Here is a 21,252-nt window from a genome sequence, read left to right on the forward strand (position 1 = left end):
ATTATTTGTCTTGAGCCAGGATGGATTCTGCCGGGTACGGTGTTGTCGAAGAATTATTATAGTAATCTTAATTCCTTTGAGTTTGTATTTACAGTCACTGGCGGAGCAGTAGACAATACAGATATATCTGCATGGGGAAAAGGAAGTTCAGGACAGCTAACCACACCTCATCGTTTAGTCTCTGCAGAATTATTAGGCTCAACTGGAGCAGTTGGTGCTACAGGGGCTACGGGAGCGACTGGTGTAACTGGAGTTACGGGTGTAGCAGGAGGAACCGGGGCAACTGGAGTTACGGGAGTAACTGGAGCTACCGGGGTAACCGGGGTAACGAGAGCAACCGGAGCAACGGGGAATACGGGAACAATCGGAGCGACTGGAGTCACTGGGCTAATTGGGCTAACTGGAGTTACGGGTACCACGGGTGCAACAGGGGCAACCGGTATCACTAGAGTCACGGGAGCAACAGGTGAGACTGGGACCACGGGTACGACGGGAGCCACGGGGTCAACTGGGACAACAGGGGTCACAGGAACAACGGGGAATACGGGAGCTACTGGGGCAACAGGAGCAACGGGCGAGAACGGGACCACGGGTGCTACAGGGGGCACAGGTGCAACGGGGATTACGGGAACAACCGGGGCAACAGGAGTTACGGGAGCAACGGGCGAGACCGGAATCACGGGTATGACAGGGACAACAGGAGCGACAGGAGCTACGGGAACAACCGGGGCGACAGGGGACACAGGTGCCACGGGCGAGACTGGGACCACGGGTACGACAGGGACAACTGGGATCACAGGAACAACGGGGAATACGGGAGCCACTGGGGCAACAGGAGTTACGGGAACAACGGGCGAGACTGGGACCTCGGGTACGACAGGGACAACAGGAGCGACAGGAGCTACGGGAACAACCGGGGCGACAGGGGGCACAGGTGCCACGGGCGAGACTGGGACCACGGGTACGACAGGGACAACAGGGACCACGGGAACAACAGGAACAACGGGAGCCACCGGGGCAACTGGAGTTACGGGAGCCACGGGCGAGACCGGAATCACGGGTATGACAGGGACAACAGGAGCGACAGGAGCTACGGGAACAACCGGGGCGACAGGGGTCACAGGTGCAACGGGGATTACGGGAACCACCGGGGTAACTGGAGTCACGGGAGTAACAGGCGAGACCGGGGCAACAGGGGTCACAGGAACGACGGGAATAACGGGAGGAACCGGTGCAACCGGGGTTACAGGAATAACGGGAGGAACCGGAGGAACAGGAGTTACGGGAGTAACAGGCGAGACCGGGATTACGGGTACGACAGGGACAACAGGGATCACAGGAACAACGGGGAATACGGGAGCCACTGGGGCAACAGGAGTTACGGGAACAACGGGCGAGACCGGGACCACGGGAACAACAGGAACAACGGGAGCCACCGGGGCAACTGGAGTTACGGGAGCAACGGGCGAGACCGGAATCACGGGTATGACAGGGACAACAGGAGCGACAGGAGCTACGGGAACAACCGGGGCGACAGGGGTCACAGGAACGACGGGAATAACGGGAGGAACCGGTGCAACCGGGGTTACAGGAATAACGGGAGGAACCGGGGGAACAGGAGTTACGGGAGTAACAGGCGAGACCGGGATTACGGGTACGACAGGAATAACAGGTGCAACCGGAGCCACGGGAGCCACTGGGGCAACAGGGGTCACAGGAACAACGGGGACTACGGGGGCAACTGGAGTTACAGGAGCAACGGGAGAGACCGGAGCTACTGGTGTAACGGGAACAACAGGAGTCACTGGAGTTACGGGAACAACCGGAGCAACAGGAGTGACCGGAGTGACGGGAGCAACTGGGGTAACGGGGACAACCGGGGCAACAGGAGTGACGGGAACCACCGGGACAACAGGTGTCACAGGTACAACGGGGACTACGGGAACCACCGGGGCAACGGGGATCACAGGTACAACAGGAGCAACCGGGGTCACAGGAACAACTGGAGCAACAGGCGCCACAGGTGCGCCTACTCTGGCATTTTCCAATTCACCTGGTTCGATATCGGTCTATCCGCCACTTAATACAGAAGTCGTTGCCGTTACGGTGAATCAGGCTGAAGTCATCTCCCAGCTGCTGAAAATTGATTATGCTATATCATTGGAAGCTGTTACATCTTCCAACTGGTCAATTGTTGCTGAGCTTCGCATTTACCGCGGTGCTACGTTGATCTCTACAAGAACCCTTAACCGTAGCGGAAATGCGTCGGGAACTCAACGTTTTCCTATTGCGGACACTTATGTGGATACAGCTCCGGCTACAGCTTCTGTAACCTACCAAGTTCGTGCAATTGTTACCACGGATACCAATATAACCTCAGTAACAGTTATCAATCGAAATCTGAATATTATTACGTTCACACCCTAATCTACTCCATTCAGCAGATTAAAAGTAAAGAGCCTTAGCCCAGAAATTGGGCTAAGGCTCTAAGTGCATCTGAGGACAGTTGAATCATGTCCCGTAACCGCTAAACGGAAACATACCGCTACCCCACCGGCAGATAGCCCTCCATGGCAGACATCATCGTGTAAGCCCCGTTACTCTTGTTGCAGAGAGCAGTAGTCGTTAGGCCGCGTTCAGGATAGTATGCGGAGTGGAAGCTGATTCCGGGATCGTAGCCCATGATATGGTACTTCAGCACCTTTTCGCCGGGGCCGACTTGTATCCACACTCCATAACCGTAATAGCTGTCTTTCCGCTCCTGCGAATGCGGTGTCAGCAACAGAGCCGTGGTCTCAGCCCGTAACAGCTTGTGTTCAAGTAAGCCGCTCCACAGCTTATGCATATCCGCCGCCGTAACAAATGCCCCTCCGTCCCCGCCCCCGACGACCGGAATGGAGTAGATGTTGCTGGTCTTTTTCCCGTTGGCGCTGTCGATGTATCCCTGAGCAGTGTGTGCCGGAAGCGCATCAAGCGCGAAATAACCGGAATCCTTCATCCCGCAAGCGCGAAAAATATGCTGTTCTACATATTCCGTGAATGGCTGTCCGCTTATGGCTTCTACAAGCATAGCAAGCATGATATATCCTGCATTGTTATAGTGAAAACGCCCGCCTGGGGCGAATTTCATAGGAAGTCCGGCGAACAGCGGGAGAAAATCTCCGGGCCGCCTCAGTGTGTACATCGGAGTCACCTTCCACAGTGCGGCGAAATCCTCCATCTCCTCTTCATCGAAATAATCCGGTATGCCTGAGCTGTGAGTCAATAACTGATGCACCGTGACCACTGGGTCGAACAATGGGAATTCCTGCTTCGGCAGGATGTCCAGTATTTTATCGTCATAAGAAAATAGTCCCTGCTCTGCGAGCTGACAGACGGCAATGGCGGTAAATAGCTTGCTGCCGGAAGCGATGGCGAACCGGGTATGGATCTGATTGAGCCGTACGTCCCCCATATTGGCTAATCCAAAAGCTGCGGCTGCAAGGACTTGCTCCCGTTCTGCCACTTGTGCGACCCCTGAGAACTCTCTCAGCCGAGCCTCTTCACTGATGATTTGGGCCAGCTTGTCCGTGTTAATCTGATGTGCAGGCTTCACCCTATGAAGCACCTCCTGTCTGAAAATATGCATCATTCCCCTGTTACAATTCGCTGCTTGGGAGAATTCACCTTTATTTATATGGCATTAAGCTGTAAGAGTGTACTCCGCGCGTAAGGTTTATCTGCAAAGGACAAGAAATGCTGTTCCAGTTTGGCAGGGCGGTACATTGTGGACATTTTGGAAGATGGGATAGTATAAATGCAAACATGACAAACATGAGCATGCATCCGGGGAGGAATTAGAATGGCACTTCATCAAACGATTACAGTCTTGAACGCACTGGACAGCGCTTATGTTAATGGTAAGCAGGTCAAGCAGTTATTTGCAGAATATCCTGCGGTTAAGGTTGAGATTCAGAAGGTGGACGGGGAAAAGGGCAGCACAGAATTCGTCAAAATTACGATCCCGGGCAGCGAAGGAAAGTTTGGCGGCGGATCTGCCCCAACGTTCGGTATTGTCGGCAGACTGGGTGGTATCGGGGCACGCCCGAGCCGGATTGGCCTGGTCTCAGATGCAGACGGTGCGGTTGCGGCGATTGCTTCTGCGCTGAAGCTGGCAGACATGCAGACCAAAGGGGATGTGCTGCTGGGGGATGTGCTGGTTACTACCCATATTTGCCCGGATGCTCCGACCCTGCCGCACGAGCCGGTGGATTTCATGGATTCCCCTGTGGATATTCTGCAGATGAATGAGCATGAAGTGCTGCCGGAGATGGAAGCGGTTCTATCGATTGATACGACCAAAGGCAACCGTGTGGTTAACCACAAAGGGATCGCCATCTCGCCGACGGTCAAAGAAGGCTATATTCTGCGGGTCAGCGAAGATTTGCTGCGGATCAAGGAAATGACGACAGGGCAATATCCGGTTACTTTTCCGGTGACGACTCAGGATATTACCCCTTACGGCAACGGGCTGTATCATATCAATTCCATTCTTCAGCCTGCGGTGGCTACCTCTGCTCCGGTGGTGGGCCTCGCGATTACTGCCCAGTCTATGGTTCCGGGCTGCGGTACTGGTGCCAGTCATGAGGTGGATATTGCCCAGGCGGTGCGGTTCGCCATCGAGACGGCCAAGGAAGTAACACAGGGGACATGCTCTTTCTACAACAAAGCGGAGTTTGCCAAAATCACTGAGCTGTACGGCTCCATGAACGTGCTGCAGACACTTGGTAAACCTGCAGTCACCTCTCACTAACAGGATAACAGATGTACATGTACAGTCAGGCGCTGAGCTTTCTTCAGCGCCTGCTCTGTTAGCACAGGTTAGCACAGCGTGGCTGCTGTAACCCATAGCGTCTGGAGGGATAAGGATGAAGAATATCGGGCTGATTACAATTGGGCAAGCGCCCAGGCAGGATGTCGCGCCTATCATTGAGAAATATCTTGAAGGCAAGGCGGGACTGGTACAATCCGGGGTCTTGGACGGCTTCACGGCTGAACAGGTTAAGGAATATTACAGTCCAGCCCCGGGGGAGTATGTGCTGACCACCCGTATGACAGACGGGTCTGCTGCGGTAATCTCCCGGGAGCGGATACAGACCGTTCTGCAAGGGAAGATTGATGCTATGGAAGCTGCTGGGATTCGGACGATCCTGCTGGCTTGCACGGGAGTTTTTCCGGGGCTGCATACATCTGCTGCCCATCTGATTGAGCCGGACCGGATTATTCCACCGGTCGTGCAGGCGATGCTGGACGGGCGCCGTCTGGGATTGATTGGCCCTTTGCCCGAGCAGGAGGGCGCAATGATTGAGAAATTCGCAGGAGCCGGAGCACGGCTGCCGTTCACAGCGGCTTCACCTTATACGGGGACGGAAGCGGATTTTCGTGCCGCAGCAGAGCGTCTGCGGGATCATGCGGATGTGATAGTGCTTGACTGTATGGGATATGTGGAGCAGCATAGACAGTGGGCGGCCTCCGCAGGAGTGCCCGCCCTGCTGTCCAATGCCCTGATGGGCAAGCTGGTAGCAGAAATGGTGTGATTCGGGAGGAAATGAAGATGAGTGAAGCAAGAATTGGAATTAGCATGAATGTTCTTAAGGATTGTCTAGGGCTTGCCAGCGGAGAACTGCTGGCCGTAGTAGCCGACGATGATAAGCGTGATCTGGCTGAGTCGGTCTATGAGGCAGGCAAGCGGCTGGGAGCGGAATCGATGCTGCTGGTCATGCAGCCGCGGAGCAGATCAGGAGAAGAGCCTCCGGCTCCGGTTGCCGAAGCTATGGCCAAGGCGGATGTAGCCGTATGCATCACGACCCATTCGATGACACATACAGCGGCGCGCAAGCAGGCAGCCGCAGCGGGAACCCGGGTAGCGACCATGCCGGGGATCACCGATGATATGTTCAGCAACGGGGCGATTACTGCGGATTACGGGCAGGTGAAGGCACTGACCGAGCAGGTTGCTGCGCTGTTGTCTGCGGGCAGCCGGGTGCGTGTAGAGAAGGAAGGTCTGGTTCTTAGTTTCTCTATTGACGGCCGGGAGGGCATTCTCAGCACCGGATTATATCTAAATCCGGGCGAATCAGGCAATCTGCCCTCCGGTGAAGCTTATATTGCGCCACTGGAAGGCACAGCCAGCGGCCAGATTAAGGTGGATGGTTCAGTTGCAGGGATCGGTGCCTTGGACGGTCCGATGGTTCTGACAGTGGAAGATGGACGGCTGATCCATGCAGACGGGGAGCATGGCGTCAAGCTGCTGGACATGCTTGGCAATGGCGATGGCAGGCTGCTCGGCGAATTCGGCATCGGGACTAACAACAAGGCCCGGATCACAGGTGTGGTGCTGGAGGATGAGAAGGTGTACGGGACGATCCATGTGGCTTTTGGCAGCAATAATACGTTCGGCGGAGTTGTAGCGGCTGGCGTACATATTGATGCTGTAGTCATGAAGCCGGATGTGTATATCGATGATAAGCTGATTATGCAGGCTGGGGAATTGCTGTAAACGGAATGGAACCTGCTGAACGCAAGATTAAGCAGGCTGCATCACAGATTTGGACGGGGGGTGCAATCGCTACTGTAGTGAACCTTTGGATTTCCGGTTGCTATTGCTGTTTACGGCTGAAATAGGGTGGCTGGTTATGTTTTTGCAGCATCTAAATCAGAGCGGATCAGGAGGAGACAGGATGCTTGGAATCATACGTGTTATTACATTGCAGGAGAACTCTGCAATTCAGTTACATGGGGCTCTAATTGAGCGGCGGTACGGTCTGCCGGTGATAAGCCGCTGTATCCCGGATCAGCCTCAGGGTGTGTATGATGCGCAGACAGAGGCGGAATCCATTCCGAAGATTATCACGCTTGCCCAGGAGCTGGAGCAGCAGGGTTGCACGGCAATCGGCATCAGCTGTGCTGCTGATCCGGCCTTGACAGAAGCCAGGGCAGTGGTGAATGTTCCTGTGCTGGGAGCAGGCTCCTGCGCAGCTCATATGGCTATGGCGTACAGCAACCGGGTGGGCGTGCTGACGATTCTGGAAGAGGTGCCGCCGCACATCCGCAGCATTCTCGGCGATGCCTACATCGGCATGGATCGCCCCGACGGCGTAACAACTACGCTGGATCTGGGCACGCCTGCCGGACGGGCTGGTGCGATGGCCGGTGCCGCCCGGCTCGTGGAGCGCGGCGCCGAAGTCCTGGTGCTGGCGTGCACCGGCTTCGCCACCATCGGGCTGGCGTCGGAGCTGGAAGAACGGCTGGGCATCCGCGCGTTCGATCCGATTCTCTGCCTCGGTGCGGCTGCCGCTGCATCAGCCTCTGGTGCAGGAGCTTCTGCTGCGGGAGATATGCGTCGCTCGTAGTTGGCCTTGTGTTGGACGGTTTCGCAATTTGCTGAAACTCGCTGTTGCTCTAAGTGTGGGGCAGACTAAGTGTGTAGGCGATGTGCGGCAAATAATGCGTGAAAATCAATGTGTGGCAAATTAATAGCTGATCTCTTCCAAGCGTTCCTCCTGGCTCAGGCCAGGGGGGCGCTTATTTATGGTTAGGGGGTTGGAGGAGCAGAAGTGCACCTGAATTCGGCGTATGCGGGCAATGGGAGCGAATGAGGAGCACAAGTGCCCCTGAATTCGGCGTAAGTGGGCAAAAGGAGAGAATGAGGTGCAGAAGTGCACCTGAATTCGGCGTAAGTGGGCAAAAGGAGAGAATGAGGAGCATTAGTGCCCCTGAATTGGGCAGATTGACTATGAGGGGAGTATTGGCGGGGGAGAGCTTTGGGGGAGGAGGAGAGTGGGGCGGCGTGGAAGAGTAACTTTTGAGTAACATTTGGCATTTCATGTGTTCAGTGAATGGGAGGGGAAACAAATTAGGGAACAGTTAGTTAAAGATCTGTTGAATCGTTGTGGTTAGCTGTGCTGAATAGAACAGTTAGTGAGGAGAGTAACGAGGTGAATTATAGTTGGTCAGGTACATAGGGAGTATGATGCAGCGCTATAGAATGGGAAATAGCCAGAAGGTGTAGAGTACTAAATTGGTTAGAGCACTTAGCCATAGGTAACATATCTGCATACATCTGCCGCTCGAAATCAAAGGGATAAATCCCTTTGAAATCGGCGAAACACGCTCCATGCTCGAGATCAAAGGGATAAATCCCCCTGAATCCGGCGAAACGCGCCCGCCGCTCGAAATCAAAGGGATAAATCCCTCTGAATGCGGCGAAACGCGCCCGCTGCGCATAATTAAAGGGATAAATCCCTCTGACCCGCCTCCCTACCTCCCTACCTCCCTACCTACCTCCCTCTCTCACCCTCTTCCCATTTGCCGCCCCTATCTCTGTCCCTAGCGCTACTAACCCCTTCCCCCTGAAATCGCTCCCGTCGCATCCACCACCATCCAATTTATTCCTAATGCGTGTTCACACCGAAAATATCGCCAACTGGATATGATTTTCCTGTGGCTCGGCGGGAATCTCTGATAAACTAGCGGGAACGCAAAAAGTGGCTGGCGGCAGAGATGTGGCATATTTTAGGAAAAATCATGAAATACTGAAGACAGGAGAGGGAGGCGGAAGGGTGAATACACGAGGAATTACGCTGCGGGAGCTAATGGAGCTCTCGGTGCTAGGGAAAGCGAAGGTCATCAGCGGGGAGCAGGGGCTGGACCGGGTGGTCCGGTTCGTGGATATTATGGAGGTCCCGGATCTGAAAGGCTGGATCAGCGAAGGGGTGATGCTGCTGACAACGGCCTATTCGATCCGGCATGATCCTTCGCTGCTGACCGAGGTGATCTACACGCTCGACAATCTGGGTGCAGCGGCGCTGGCGATTAAGCCGGCCCGCTTCCTAAAGGAGATCCCACAGGGAGCCATCGAGGCCAGCAATGCCTGCGGTCTGCCGATTGTGGAGATCCCGCCCGAGATTCCGTACACGGATATCACGCAGCCGGTGATGGAGCTGCTGCTGGGGCGGCAGGCAATGCTGCTGCGCCGGGCGGAGGAGGTCTACCGCACGCTGACCACCATGGTGCTGGAGAACAGCGGCATTCAGGCGGTCAGCGACAGTGTGGCGGAGTTCCTGAAGGCTCCGGTAGCACTCGTGGATACGGAGCGGAAGATTATTGTATCCTCACCGGCAGACTATGACTGGGTGCAGAGCGCCGCACCGCTGAGCTGGAACATCCATGTGGACCGCAGGACGGTTGCCCGGCTGCTCGTCCACAAGGAGCGGCTCGATGATATGGAAGAGGTGGGCATAGAGCAGGCCCGGCTTGTTTTTGCCCTTGAACTGATGCGCCGTAAGGTAGCTGAAGATACGGAATTCCGGCTGCGCGGCAACTTCATCGATGAGCTGCTGACCCCGCCGCTGCCGTCTAGACATGAAGTCCAGCGGCGGGCCCGCCAGCTTGGGATGAACCCGGAGCACAAGTGGGAGGTGGCCGTCATTGAAGGGGAGACGGCGCCGAGCGAGGATACAGTGAACCGGCTGCTGGAGCGGGAGGCGAAGAAGCGCGGCGTCATGCCGCACGCAGAGTACCGTTCGAGCCGGGCGGTGCTGTTCCTGCCTACACAGGAGGGGCGCAGGTTCACGCCGGGCGGTGACGCAGAGGAGCCGTGGGAGAAGACGCTGGGCGGCTGGCTGCAGGATAAGAACGAAGGCTTAAGCAGCTACCGCTGCGGTATCGGCACCTCGGAATATTTGTGGGACATCCACACCAGCTATAACGAGGCGCGCAAAGCGCTGTCCATCTCCAGAAGGCTGGGACAAGGCCCCGGCGAGATCACCCGCTATGAAGAGATGGAGGTCTATCATCTGCTGGAGGGGCTTGGCGGTCCGGGATTCGAGCGGCTGTTCGAGCGCAAGCTGGGCAAGCTGCTGCAATACGACCAGGAGCATGACAGCAATATGCTGCTGACCTTCTATCATTATCTGGAGTGCCGGGGCAGTCTGATTGAGACGGCGAACAGCCTCTATATCCACCGTAACTCCGTCAAGTACCGGCTGGAGCGGATTCGGGATATCACCGGCTTCGATCTGAATGATCCGCGCGAGCAGTTCGTCTGTCATTTATGCCTGATTTACTACTACCTCCAGGAAAAATAGGGCGCTTTGGAAGATTTCTGGAATGTTGTGTGAGTAAATCTAACATTCATGGTCCTTGATAGTGCACAACCGACAAACGGTTGTGCATTTTTTTAGCTGAACGGGACGTAGAGTGACTGTGAAAATCTATGTAGAATTAGCTCAACACTTTAATAAGACAAAGCATACACGCATTACCTGACATGAGAGAAGAATTCCGTAACAGAGGCACAGCAGTCGAAGTCGTAAGGGGGTTGATTCATTGTTTGCTTATACATTAAAAAGACTTCTGCAGATGATTCCAGCCTTGCTCGGCATTATCGTCATCACCTTCATTCTATCGAGAGTGCTGCCGGGCGATCCTGCGATTATGCTGGCCGGAGAGCAGGCTCCAGAGGAGATTGTGAACAAGATCCGCCAGGATATGGGGCTGGACAAGCCGCTGTATATCCAGTTCTTCGCTTACATCGGGCAGCTGCTGCAAGGCGATATCGGCTATGCCTATCACACCGGACATTCGGTCGCAAGTGATCTGGCCTCACGCTTCCCGGCTACGATTGAGCTGACCCTGGCCAGCATCCTGATTGCCGTTCTAATCGCCATTCCGGTAGGCATTATCGCCGCGACTCGCAAGGAGTCGATTCTGGATCATATCTCCCGCGTGTTCTCCCTGATAGGTGCTTGTGTGCCAATCTTCTGGCTCGGATTGATGTTCATCTATATCTTCTACTCCATTCTGGGCTGGGCACCGGCGCCGATGGGCAGGATCAGCGGGGATCTCAACCCGCCGGTGCATATCACCGGGCTGTACGTACTGGACAGTCTGCTCTCCGCAGATACCGCCGCACTCAAAAGCAGTCTCGCGCATCTGCTGCTTCCGGCCATCTGCCTCAGTACCGGCACGATGGCGATCATCGCCCGGATGACCCGCTCCAGCATGCTGGAGGTGGTCGATCAGGACTTCGTCCGCACCGCCCGGGCCAAGGGGCTGCGGGAATCGGCCGTCATCTACAAGCACGCGCTGGTCAATGCGCTGATCCCTACGCTAACGGTGCTCGGACTCCAGTTCGGCTTCCTGATGGGCGGCGCGGTCATCACGGAGACCATCTTCTCCTGGCCGGGAATCGGCGGCTATGTCACCGACTCCATCCTGGCGGCGGATTACGCGCCGATCCAGGCGTTCACCCTGGTCAGTGCCGTGCTCTACTGCGGAATTAACCTGGCGGTCGACCTGATCTACGGGTTCATTGATCCGAGAATCCGCTATGAATAGAACAGCTTGTGTGAGAGGAGGAGATTGCTTGTGAGCACTGCAGCACATTCAGCACAGGGCAGTCCGGCGAAGCCAGCACCGGCGAAGCCCCGGACCCTATTATCCCTGCTGCTGCACAACCGCCTGGCGGCCATCGGGCTGACCTTCATCCTGATCTGGACTATGGTAGCCATCTTCGCCCCCTGGCTGGCTCCGCATGATCCGTTCGTCACGGACATGGCGAACAAGCTGCAGCCGCCCTCCGGCAGCCACTGGTTCGGAACCGACAACTTCGGCCGGGATATTCTCAGCCGGGTGCTGTACGGCGCGCGGATCAGCATCTGGACCGGCCTGATCGCGGTCTCGATCTCCTTCCTGATCGGGATGCCGCTGGGCGGGATTGCCGCTTACTATGGCGGCCGGACCGGAACCATCATCATGCGGGTCATGGATGTATTGCTGTCCTTCCCGTCCCTGGTCTTGTCAATGGCGATTGCCGCCTCGATCGGCGCCGGACTCAGCAGCGCAATGATCGCCGTCGGCATTGTCGGCATTCCCGAATTCGCCCGGCTGATGTTCGGCCAGACGGTCTCGCTGCGGGAGAAGGAGTATATCGAAGCCAGCCGCGCCATTGGTGTGAAGGATAGAGTCATTCTGTACCGCCACATTCTGCCGAATGCCCTGGCTCCGTTAATGGTACAGGCTACGCTCGGGATGGGCTTCGCCATCCTGACCGCGTCCAGTCTCAGCTTCCTGGGGCTGGGGGTCAGACCCCCGGTTGCCGAATGGGGCGCGATGATCTCCGAAGGCCGGGAATATATCATTTCCGGGCAGTGGTGGCTGGTTACTTTTCCAGGCCTCGGCATTGCTACTTCCATCTTAGGCTTCAACTTACTCGGAGACGGCTTCCGGGATGTGCTAGACCCGCGGTTGCGTTCGGGGAAATGAGGCGTAGCAGGGAATCCCCCAAGGCTGCCCCATCCCCGATAAAGATAGATAGATTAATGTCAGCTGGAACGTAGGGTGGCAGACAATCATCAGCAGCACAAGTAGTTGTTTTGCAGGCAGGATATAGAAAAGGGAGGAATTACCGATGAAAAAAGTTAAACTGTTGTCCACACTCGTCGCTTTTTCAATCATGCTTGCCGGCTGCGCCAGCAGTGCCAATCCGCAGACCCCTGCTGCCACTTCGGCAGGAACAGATACCGCAGCAACCGCAGCGCCGGTCAAAAAGAACCTGACGGTGGCCTATTCCGAGGGCGGCACCACGCTCGACCCGGCGGAAGCCAACGATCTGACCTCCGATACGCTTGTACTGGCCGCTTATGATCAGCTGGTCACTTACGGCATCAAGACCGAGAATGGCGCCAGCATCGCCAATACCGAAGATATCAAGCCCATGCTCGCAGAGAGCTGGGAAGTGAATGCTGACAACACGGTGTATACGTTCAAGCTGAAATCCGGCGTGAGCTTCCAGAGCGGCAATCCGGTGGATGCCGAGGCGGTGGCGTATTCTTTTGAACGTGTGGCGAAGTCCAGCTCCGGCAGCTTCCTCTACGGCATGGCCTCCATCAAGACGGTGACAGTAAAAGATCCTTCGACCGTTGAAGTGACCCTGACGAATGCCAACCATAACTTCCTGCAGATTCTGGCGATGTACACCTTCTCCATCGTGGACCAGAAGACGGTAGAAGCACAGGGTGCAGATTACCTGAAGACGAATGCCGCCGGTTCCGGCCCGTTCAAGCTTACGAAGTGGGACCCGGCTACTGAAGCTGTATTCACCGCTAATGATAGCTACTGGCAGGGTGCGCCAAGCCTCGGCAAGGTAACTCTGAAGTTCACCAAGGAAGCCTCGAACCGCGTGCTGCTGCTGGGTAAGGGCGATGTAGACATGGCGATTGAGATTCCTCCGAAGGATGTATCCACGCTGGAGAGCAATTCGGCGCTGACGGTCGCTTCCAATGCGAGTAACCGGATTCTGTTCTTCGCCATGAACAACAAGATCAAGCCGTTCGATAATGTAAAAGTCCGTCAGGCGATCAACTATGCGATTCCTTACGATCAGCTGCTGAGCGGGGTCATGTACGGCCAGGCCAAGCAGATGAAGAGTGCGGTAGCGAGCAACACCCCAGGCTTCACTGATGCAGGCTATGTGTATGAGTACAACCTGGACAAGGCTAAGGCGCTGCTGAAGGAAGCAGGCTACGAGAAAGGCTTTGACTTCGACTTCACGCTGGGCTCCGGCTTCGATGACTGGGAAGATGATGCAGTCCTGATCCAGGCTGAGTTGGCCAAAATCGGAGTCAACATGAAGATCAACAAGCTGGCCCGTGCCCAGTTCCTAGAGCAGCAGAAGACCAATAATCTGACCTCTTATATCTCTAAATGGACTTCATTCGTCAATGATCCTGGCTACCATCTTGGCTTCCTGCTGTACGGCAAGGGCTCTTCCAACTATATCAACTACCAGAATGCTGAAGTAGACAAGCTGTGGGAGCAGGCGAACCTGGAGACAGATACGGCGAAGCGTACAGAGCTCTACAAGCAGGCTCAGGAGATCATCACGACAGAAGCACCTTGGGCGTATCTCTACGAATATAACCGCATTGTCGGTATGAGCAACAAGATCAGCGGCTACGCCTTCTACCCGGATGAAGTGATCCGTTTCTATCCGCTGTCGATTACAGAATAAGCAGGTTTGGCTAAAAGAGAGCGGACAAGCCCTGGGCTTCGTCCCTCTTCTTGTCACAAATTCAAGCGGTCCCCGGAGAGGGGAGCACAAAGGAGAATTCGTAACCCATGACGGACTGGAAAAGCAAGGTACTGGAGGCCATTGATGCCGGGCAGGAGGAGCTGCTTGCGCTGTGCTCTGAGCTGATCCGATTCCCTTCGGAGAATCCGCCGGGAGATTCGCGGGAGATCAGCGCTTATATTATTAGTTATCTGAAGGAAGCCGGGATCGATACTTCGATCTATCCGGCGACTGAAACCATGTTCAATCTGGTGTCCACCCTGGGCGCAGGAGCAGAGGAGCGCACCGGCAAAAAGCTGATCTACTGCGGACATACCGATGTCGTTCCGGCCGGGGACCGTTCGCGCTGGGACTTTGATCCCTTCTGCGGCGATATTGTGGACGGCTATCTGCTGGGCAGAGGCGCTTCGGATATGAAAGCGGGGCTGGCCGGGTTAATCTACGTCACTGCACTGCTGTCGAAGCTGGGCGTCCCGCTGCAAGGGGATCTGTCCCTTCTGATCGTGCCCGATGAAGAAACGGGCGGTCATCTCGGAGTTCCCTGGGTGCTGGAGCGCGGCCTGATTACCGGAACCGCTGCGGTGATTGCCGAGCCTTCCGGCCCGCTGAACCCGACCATCGGGCAAAAGGGCAGCTGCTGGTTCGAATTCACCGTCGAAGGCACACCGGGTCACGGCAGCCTGTCGCCAGTGGTTGGAGACAGCGCCATTGTGAAGGCCGCCAAAGGGATTGAAGCCTTACAGCGCCTGTGGGACATTAAGGTCGAGGTGCCTGAGGAAGTAAGGGAGATTATCCGCATCTCGCAGGAGTATGTAAAGGGCAGCGAAGACAGAGATTCCCTTGCCTATCAGGTATTCGACCATGTGACGGTCAACATCGGAACGATCCAGGGCGGAACCAAGGTGAACGTAGTGGCAGACCGCTGCACGATTCAGGTCGATTCCCGTGTACCGTTCGGGGTAGACTACCGTGATGTGCTGGACCGTGCCCGCTCCCTGCTGCTTGAAGCTGGCATTGAATCCGAGGTGAAGGGCTTCGGCTTCCAGGGCAATGCCAACTGGACATCCGATGAGGAGCCTGTAGTCAAGGATCTGGTTGAGAGCATTTGTGAGGTAAGCGGGGAAGAAGCCTACGGGGTGCTGCAATGGGCCTCCAGCGATGCGCGCCATTTCCGCACTCATAACATTCCAGTGCTGCAATATGGCCCGGCCGAGCTGTCTACGATTCATAATTTCAATGAGAAAGCTCCTGTCTGGCAGATTATCCAGTGTGCGAAGGTGTATGCTTTGACGGCGCTTAAATATCTGGGTGTGGAAGAAGAGCAATAAGAAGAGGAATAAGATGAGGAATAATTACTTGGGGGCTCCGCAAAGTACCTGAGTAATCATCGAAGTAAATACTTCACTTTGTGGGGATGAAGAAGGGAGGGGCAATCATGACAGAACTGCTGGAGGTATCAGGGCTATGCACCGAGTTCCAGACAGCGGCGGGTACGATCCGTGCGGTGGACGGCATCAGTCTGTCAGTGCGCAAGGGAGAGACGCTGGGCATTGTCGGAGAATCCGGCTGCGGCAAAAGTATCACCTCACTCTCCATCATGCAGCTGCTGCCTAAGCGGATCAGCCGGATTGCTTCCGGCCGTATCCGGTTTGAGGGCAAGGATATGCTGGAGATGTCGGTGAAAGAGGTACGGAGCATCCGGGGGAACCGGATTGCGATGATTTTTCAGGAGCCGATGACCTCGCTGAATCCGGTGTTCAAGATCGGGCGCCAGATCTCCGAATCTGCCCGGTATCATTTGAAGCTAAGCAAGAAGGAGGCGGATGCCCGGGCGGTGGAGATGCTGCGCAAGGTGGGGATTCCCCGCCCGGAGAAGATTGCCCAGCAGTATGCCCATCAGCTCTCCGGCGGGATGCGGCAGCGGGTGATGATTGCCATGGCGATGGTCTGTAATCCACAATTGCTCATAGCCGATGAGCCCACGACAGCGCTGGATGTGACCATTCAGGCCCAGATCCTTGATCTGATGCGGGATCTGCAAAAGAATGAGGGCATGTCGATCCTGATGATCACGCATGATCTGGGAGTCGTTGCCGAGATGTGTGACCGGGTCGTTATCATGTACGCGGGTCAGATTGTCGAGGAGACGGACGTGGCTACCCTGTACAGCCAGCCGCTGCATCCGTATACGCAAGGGCTGCTGGCTTCCCTGCCCCAGCTGGCGGGGGATGAGGACCGCCTCAGCTCGATTCCGGGCCAGGTGCCGAATCCGGCCAGCCTGCCGCCCGGCTGCCGGTTCGCGCCGCGTTGTCCTGTAGCGGTGGACCGCTGCCGGGAGCAGCTCCCGGAGCTGCTTGAAGTGCAGCCGGGTCATACATGCCGCTGTATCCTGCAGCAGGAGGGGGTTCTATGACCACATTACTGGAAGTACGCAATCTGAAGAAGCATTATCCGATCCGCAAAGGCTTCTTCTCCAAGCAGGTCGGTGCGGTCAAAGCCGTTGACGGCATTACCCTATCCGTTGAGCAGGGAGAGACGCTGGCGGTGGTCGGGGAATCCGGCTGCGGGAAGTCGACCACCGGACGGGCCATTCTGCGGCTGATTGAGCCGACAGAAGGCGAGATTATGTTCGCCGGCACCGATGTGCGCAGCCTGAATACGGAGCAGCTCCGCAAGTTCCGTACCGATATGCAAATGGTGTTCCAGGACCCTTATGCTTCACTCGACCCCCGCTGGACAGTCCAGCGCATTCTGGAGGAACCGCTCCGTACCCACGGATCGGCTCCCGCCCGCGAGCTGCGAAGCAGAGTCGAGCAGCTGATGGAGGTGGTGGGCCTGTCCCCCTATCAGGCTCACCGTTTTCCCCATGAATTCTCCGGCGGCCAGCGGCAGCGGATCGGGATTGCCCGTGCGCTTGCGCTGAATCCGAAGTTCATTGTCTGCGATGAGCCGGTATCGGCACTGGATGTCTCCATCCAGGCCCAGGTGCTGAATCTGATGCAGGATCTGCAGGAGCAATATGGCCTTACTTATATGTTCATTTCGCATGACCTGTCGGTTGTGAAGTTCATCAGCGACCGGGTGGCCGTCATGTACCTGGGACGGGTTGTCGAGCTGGCGCCGACAAAGGCACTCTTCGCGAAGCCGCTGCATCCGTATACGCAGGCGCTGATGTCTGCCGTTCCGGTGCCGGATCCGGGCTTGAAGAAGCAGCGCATCGTCCTGACCGGGGATGTTCCGAACCCGGAGACACCGCCCACGGGTTGTGCCTTCCACCCCCGCTGTCCGCATGCGATGGACCGCTGCAAGTCGGAAGCGCCCGTGCTGCGGGAGCTGGATTCGGGCCATCAGGTGGCCTGTCATTTGTATTAAGTAATATTATGGGCCATCCGGCAGCGGGTGGCCCTTTGCTTTTGCTGGATGCGGAAAACAGTATACATTAGGCTCGACGCAGCCATGTGGGCCTAATGTATGCGGAAAACAGCATACATTAGGCTCGACGCAGCCATGTGGACCGAATGTATGCGGAAAACAGCATACATTAGGCTCGACGCAGCCATGTGGGCCGAATGTATGCGGAAAACAGCATACATTAGGCTCGACGCAGCCATGTGGGCCGAATGTATGCGGAAAACAGCATACATTCGAAAAACCGATTACATTCGCCCCTGCGGAGGCGCGCGGTCCAAATGTAATCGAAAAACCGATTACATTCGGCCCTGCGGAGACGCGTGGTCCAAATGTAATCGAAAAACCGATTACATTCGGCCCTGCGGAGGCGTGCGGTCCAAATGTAATCGAAAAACCGATTACATTCGCCCCTGCGGAGGCGTGTGGTCCAAATGTAATCGAAAAACCGATTACATTCGGCAGCCCGCCTCCATCTTCCCCTCACCCTACCAGCCGCCTTTTCTGCCCGCTACGTCACTGGCAACACCGTAGACTTTAGCCCTATGATAAGCTAGTTTGGGACAGCATCCCCCGTCTAGGCAGAATGACTTATTTTTACAGAGTCTGCTCCGTTGTTAAGGGAATAACCTTTCAGAAATAACAATGAAATATTTCACAGAAGTTTGAAAATAAAAACAAACCCTTTTATAATTACTTTAAATTACAACTGTTATGGGAGGAGATGGGAGAAGACAGTGAATAAACCACGCGAATTATGGATTGATGCCGCCAAGGGATTCAGTATTATTTTTGTCGTTATGGGCCACTCGGGCGATGCGGCAGCGAATCATTATTTGTCCTGGTTCCGGATGCCTTTGTTCTTCATGCTTAGCGGGCTGCTGTTTAAGCCGATCGAATCCGGACGTTATCTGCGCTGGGCAGTGAAGCGGACACGGGGGCTGATGACTCCTTATTTTGCCTACGGGCTCCTGATTGCCGCAGTGCTGCTGCTGTTCAACCTGAATCTTAAGGGGTTCGCAGAGAATGTGGCGAGGCTGCTGTACGGGGGATTGTCGCTTACCGGTCCTTACGGGGTGTTCTGGTTCATCACCTGCCTGCTGTTCACCCAGCTGCTGTTCGGATATATCGTCCGTTATTCCCGCAGTATCCAATTACTCATAATCGCCTCTGCTTACCTCCTCTCTCATGTAATCTCGCTGACCTCGCTCAAGAACTTCAACCTTCCCTGGAATATAGATGTGTCGCTGCTTGCCATCACTTACTATGCCATTGGCTTCTACGGTAAAAAGGTGATCCCTGCGCTGATCCGCCGCTATTGGGCGCTCCCGGTGCTGCTCCCGTTATGCGGCCTTGTGCTGCTGCTGGAACGGAGGGGGGTTATTCAATACAGCTTGAATATGAAGTACAAGGAATATACCTCACTCGTGCTGGATCTCGCGGTTCCGCTGCTGGTCTCTTTGACCATTTGCGCCGGGGTGTACCGGCTGGTGCAGCTTGTTCCGCTGGATTGGATGGGCAGCCTGGGGCGCAACTCTATTGCGATCATGTACTTGCATCTGCCGCTGAATTACAGCCTGAAATATCTGCTTGGCGCGGATTACGGGCTAATCCCCTTTACGCTGATCGGGGTAGGTGTGCCGCTGCTCGTGGCCATGTGGGCTGTGCGCTCTCCGGTGCTCTCCAGACTCTATCTCGGGCATAAGGGCGGGAGCCGTCCGGCAGTGAACTCTAGCAACGCACGCTAACGCGCGGACAGGTGCACAAGCTCTTTTTCATATTTTACATATACTTTAGTAGAATATGAAAAGGAGTGATACCCTTTGGCCAAAATACTGTTGGATTATAACGCATCCGTAGTTACACCTATTACTAACGGGGTTTCCATACCCGTCCCTGTTTCTCCGGCAGGTATACAGATTGCAGGAACCTCGGTTCATATCGATCCCGCAGTTCCAGGACATTTTCCCAATAAGGTTGAACTGAAAGCCACCATCGGCGTGGATGTTACTCTGGATACTCCTAATGTGCTGGTCCGCATCTGGCGGGCAGGCACCGAAATATTCTATGCTCGGGTAGAGCTTGAAGAGAATTACAATGACGACGGTATTATTTCGCTGCATATGGTAGATATCAACGTCCCGGCCGGTGTGCAGAACTATCAGCTGATTGTGGAGAATCAGGATGTTGACGCCATTGCTACAGTGGTGGGACCTGTTATTTTCAGCGCATTGGCTATCGGCGGATAGGCCATTCTTAGCGCCATGGAAAAGAGGCTTTCTCAAGTATCTGTGAAGATACCTGGGGAAGCCTTTTTTTGAAATATAGTTTGAAATACAGAATATATCTGTTTCACAAGATAGCTAATCCTTCTATTTCTCGCTGAAATGGAATAATTTCCTGCCATTCTGACGAAACTGGAACACAGTACCTGTGAAATGAAGGTTAAGTTCAGGAGGGGAACCATTGTGAGGAAAATTCGTTATGTTACGCTTGTGCTGTGCATTGCTGTATCGGTTCTGGGAGGCGCTACAGGAGCCTGGGCCGAGGAAAAAGCCAAAGGCACCGCAAATTCCGGCAATGCCGGAGGGGCGGCTGCTACGCTTGCGCCGGGGGCACGTTCTGCCATTCTTATGGATGCCAGCACAGGCACGGTCATCTATGAGAAGAACAGCCATGATAAACTTCCGCCGGCCAGTATTACCAAGATTATGACCATGCTGCTGACCGTGGAGGCGCTGGACGAGGGCAGACTGCAGCTGACCGACAAGGTGCGGACCAGCGAATATGCGGCATCGATGGGCGGTTCACAGATTTTCTTAGAGCCGGGTGAGGAAATGACGGTAGACGATATGCTGAAGGGTATTGCGATGGCCTCCGGCAATGATGCTTCCGTAGCTATGGCGGAGAAAATCGCCGGCTCGGAGAGCGCCTTCGTTGATCTCATGAACCAGAAGGCGCAGGACCTGGGCCTGAAGGATACTCATTTCGCCAACTGTAATGGTCTGCCTGCTGCGAATCATTATTCATCCGCGCATGATATTGCCGTCATTAGCCGGGAGCTGCTGAAGCATGAGCAGATTATCAAATACACCGGCTCTTATCAGGATTACCTGCGCAAGGATTCCACCAAGCCGTTCTGGCTGGTCAACACTAACAAGCTGGTGCGGTTCTACACGGGAGCTGACGGACTGAAGACGGGATATACGTCCGAAGCGAAGTTCTGCCTGTCGGCGACGGCGGCCAGAGACGGTCTGCGCGCTGTAGCGGTGGTGCTGGGCGAACCGAACACCAAGACCCGCAACAGCGAGGTCTCGGCGATGTTCGACTACCTCTTTTCCCAATATAAACTGCATACGATTCACAAGGAAGGCGACACCATCGGCACGGTAAGGATTGAGAAGGGCGTCAAGTCGCAGCTGCCGCTGGTGGCGAAGGAAGACTATAGTGTCCTGCTCCGCAAAGGAGTAACCCAGGAGGGTATCCGTAATAAGCTGGTATTGGATGAGCATGTCAAGGCTCCGGTCGCTGAAGGCCAGACGGTCGGCAAGCTGGTGGTCTATCAGGGGAACGATGTATTGAAGGAATACGAGCTGAAGGCAGGCGAGGCTGTCCCGAAGGCAGGCTGGTGGAAGCTGTTCAAGCGGGCAACGGGCGCTATGTTCACGAAGGATTAAGGCCGCAGCCGCTTCAAGCTTGTTTGTTCCTTTTTGTAGATTGAACTAGGGGCT

At 55.4% G+C, this 21,252-nt stretch carries 16 protein-coding genes; 15 read left to right on the plus strand and 1 reads right to left on the minus strand.

Features of this window, described 5'->3' with window-relative positions; all coding sequences use genetic code 11:
* Positions 1-42 precede the first annotated feature (42 nt).
* Entirely contained in the window at positions 43-2,427 is a 2,385-nt protein-coding gene (locus MKX63_RS15760; RefSeq protein WP_341018194.1) for a hypothetical protein, read from the plus strand.
* A gap of 118 nt (positions 2,428-2,545) precedes the next feature.
* Here the strand turns inward: MKX63_RS15760 and MKX63_RS15765 are convergent, their stop codons facing one another.
* The gene (locus MKX63_RS15765) at positions 2,546-3,595 is read right to left on the minus strand and encodes a serine hydrolase domain-containing protein (protein WP_341018196.1); all 1,050 of its coding nucleotides are present in this window, start codon (positions 3,593-3,595) and stop codon (positions 2,546-2,548) included.
* Between the two features lie 246 nt (positions 3,596-3,841).
* Here MKX63_RS15765 and MKX63_RS15770 point away from each other — a divergent pair, with 246 nt between their 5' ends.
* From MKX63_RS15770 to MKX63_RS15835, 14 genes are all read left to right on the plus strand, one after another.
* Positions 3,842-4,792, plus strand: a complete 951-nt coding sequence (locus MKX63_RS15770; protein ID WP_341018197.1) for a DUF1177 domain-containing protein — start codon at positions 3,842-3,844, stop codon at positions 4,790-4,792.
* Between the two features lie 115 nt (positions 4,793-4,907).
* Positions 4,908-5,576: an AroM family protein gene (locus MKX63_RS15775; protein WP_341018198.1), complete on the plus strand. Its 669-nt coding sequence runs from the start codon at positions 4,908-4,910 to the stop codon at positions 5,574-5,576.
* A 17-nt stretch (positions 5,577-5,593) separates the two neighbouring features.
* Positions 5,594-6,538, plus strand: a complete 945-nt coding sequence (locus MKX63_RS15780) for an aminopeptidase (RefSeq protein WP_341018199.1) — start codon at positions 5,594-5,596, stop codon at positions 6,536-6,538.
* Positions 6,539-6,719: 181 nt separating this feature from the next.
* On the plus strand, positions 6,720-7,391 hold the full coding sequence (locus MKX63_RS15785; protein ID WP_341018200.1) for an aspartate/glutamate racemase family protein: 672 nt from the start codon (positions 6,720-6,722) through the stop codon (positions 7,389-7,391).
* Between the two features lie 1,209 nt (positions 7,392-8,600).
* Positions 8,601-10,127, plus strand: a complete 1,527-nt coding sequence (locus MKX63_RS15790; protein WP_341018201.1) for a PucR family transcriptional regulator — start codon at positions 8,601-8,603, stop codon at positions 10,125-10,127.
* Positions 10,128-10,368: 241 nt separating this feature from the next.
* Positions 10,369-11,379: an ABC transporter permease gene (locus MKX63_RS15795; RefSeq protein WP_341018202.1), complete on the plus strand. Its 1,011-nt coding sequence runs from the start codon at positions 10,369-10,371 to the stop codon at positions 11,377-11,379.
* A 30-nt stretch (positions 11,380-11,409) separates the two neighbouring features.
* Positions 11,410-12,306, plus strand: a complete 897-nt coding sequence (locus tag MKX63_RS15800) for an ABC transporter permease (RefSeq protein WP_445323505.1) — start codon at positions 11,410-11,412, stop codon at positions 12,304-12,306.
* Positions 12,307-12,451: 145 nt separating this feature from the next.
* On the plus strand, positions 12,452-14,053 hold the full coding sequence (locus tag MKX63_RS15805) for an ABC transporter substrate-binding protein (RefSeq protein ID WP_341018203.1): 1,602 nt from the start codon (positions 12,452-12,454) through the stop codon (positions 14,051-14,053).
* A gap of 107 nt (positions 14,054-14,160) precedes the next feature.
* Positions 14,161-15,441, plus strand: coding sequence for a M20 family metallopeptidase (locus MKX63_RS15810; protein WP_341018205.1), 1,281 nt, complete (start codon positions 14,161-14,163; stop codon positions 15,439-15,441).
* A gap of 107 nt (positions 15,442-15,548) precedes the next feature.
* Entirely contained in the window at positions 15,549-16,526 is a 978-nt protein-coding gene (locus MKX63_RS15815; protein ID WP_341018206.1) for an ABC transporter ATP-binding protein, read from the plus strand.
* Positions 16,523-17,485, plus strand: coding sequence for an ABC transporter ATP-binding protein (locus MKX63_RS15820; protein ID WP_341018208.1), 963 nt, complete (start codon positions 16,523-16,525; stop codon positions 17,483-17,485). The genes MKX63_RS15815 and MKX63_RS15820 overlap by 4 nt, the downstream gene beginning before the upstream one ends.
* A 773-nt stretch (positions 17,486-18,258) precedes the next feature.
* The gene (locus MKX63_RS15825; protein WP_341018210.1) at positions 18,259-19,269 is read left to right on the plus strand and encodes an acyltransferase family protein; all 1,011 of its coding nucleotides are present in this window, start codon (positions 18,259-18,261) and stop codon (positions 19,267-19,269) included.
* 75 nt (positions 19,270-19,344) lie between these two features.
* Complete coding sequence (locus MKX63_RS15830) at positions 19,345-19,770, plus strand: hypothetical protein (RefSeq protein WP_341018211.1); 426 nt, start codon at positions 19,345-19,347, stop codon at positions 19,768-19,770.
* Positions 19,771-19,959: 189 nt separating this feature from the next.
* Entirely contained in the window at positions 19,960-21,198 is a 1,239-nt protein-coding gene (locus MKX63_RS15835) for a D-alanyl-D-alanine carboxypeptidase family protein (RefSeq protein WP_445323506.1), read from the plus strand.
* Positions 21,199-21,252: the final 54 nt, after the last annotated feature.

The organism is Paenibacillus sp. FSL R7-0179, assembly GCF_038002265.1.
GTDB lineage: Bacteria > Bacillota > Bacilli > Paenibacillales > Paenibacillaceae > Paenibacillus_AQ.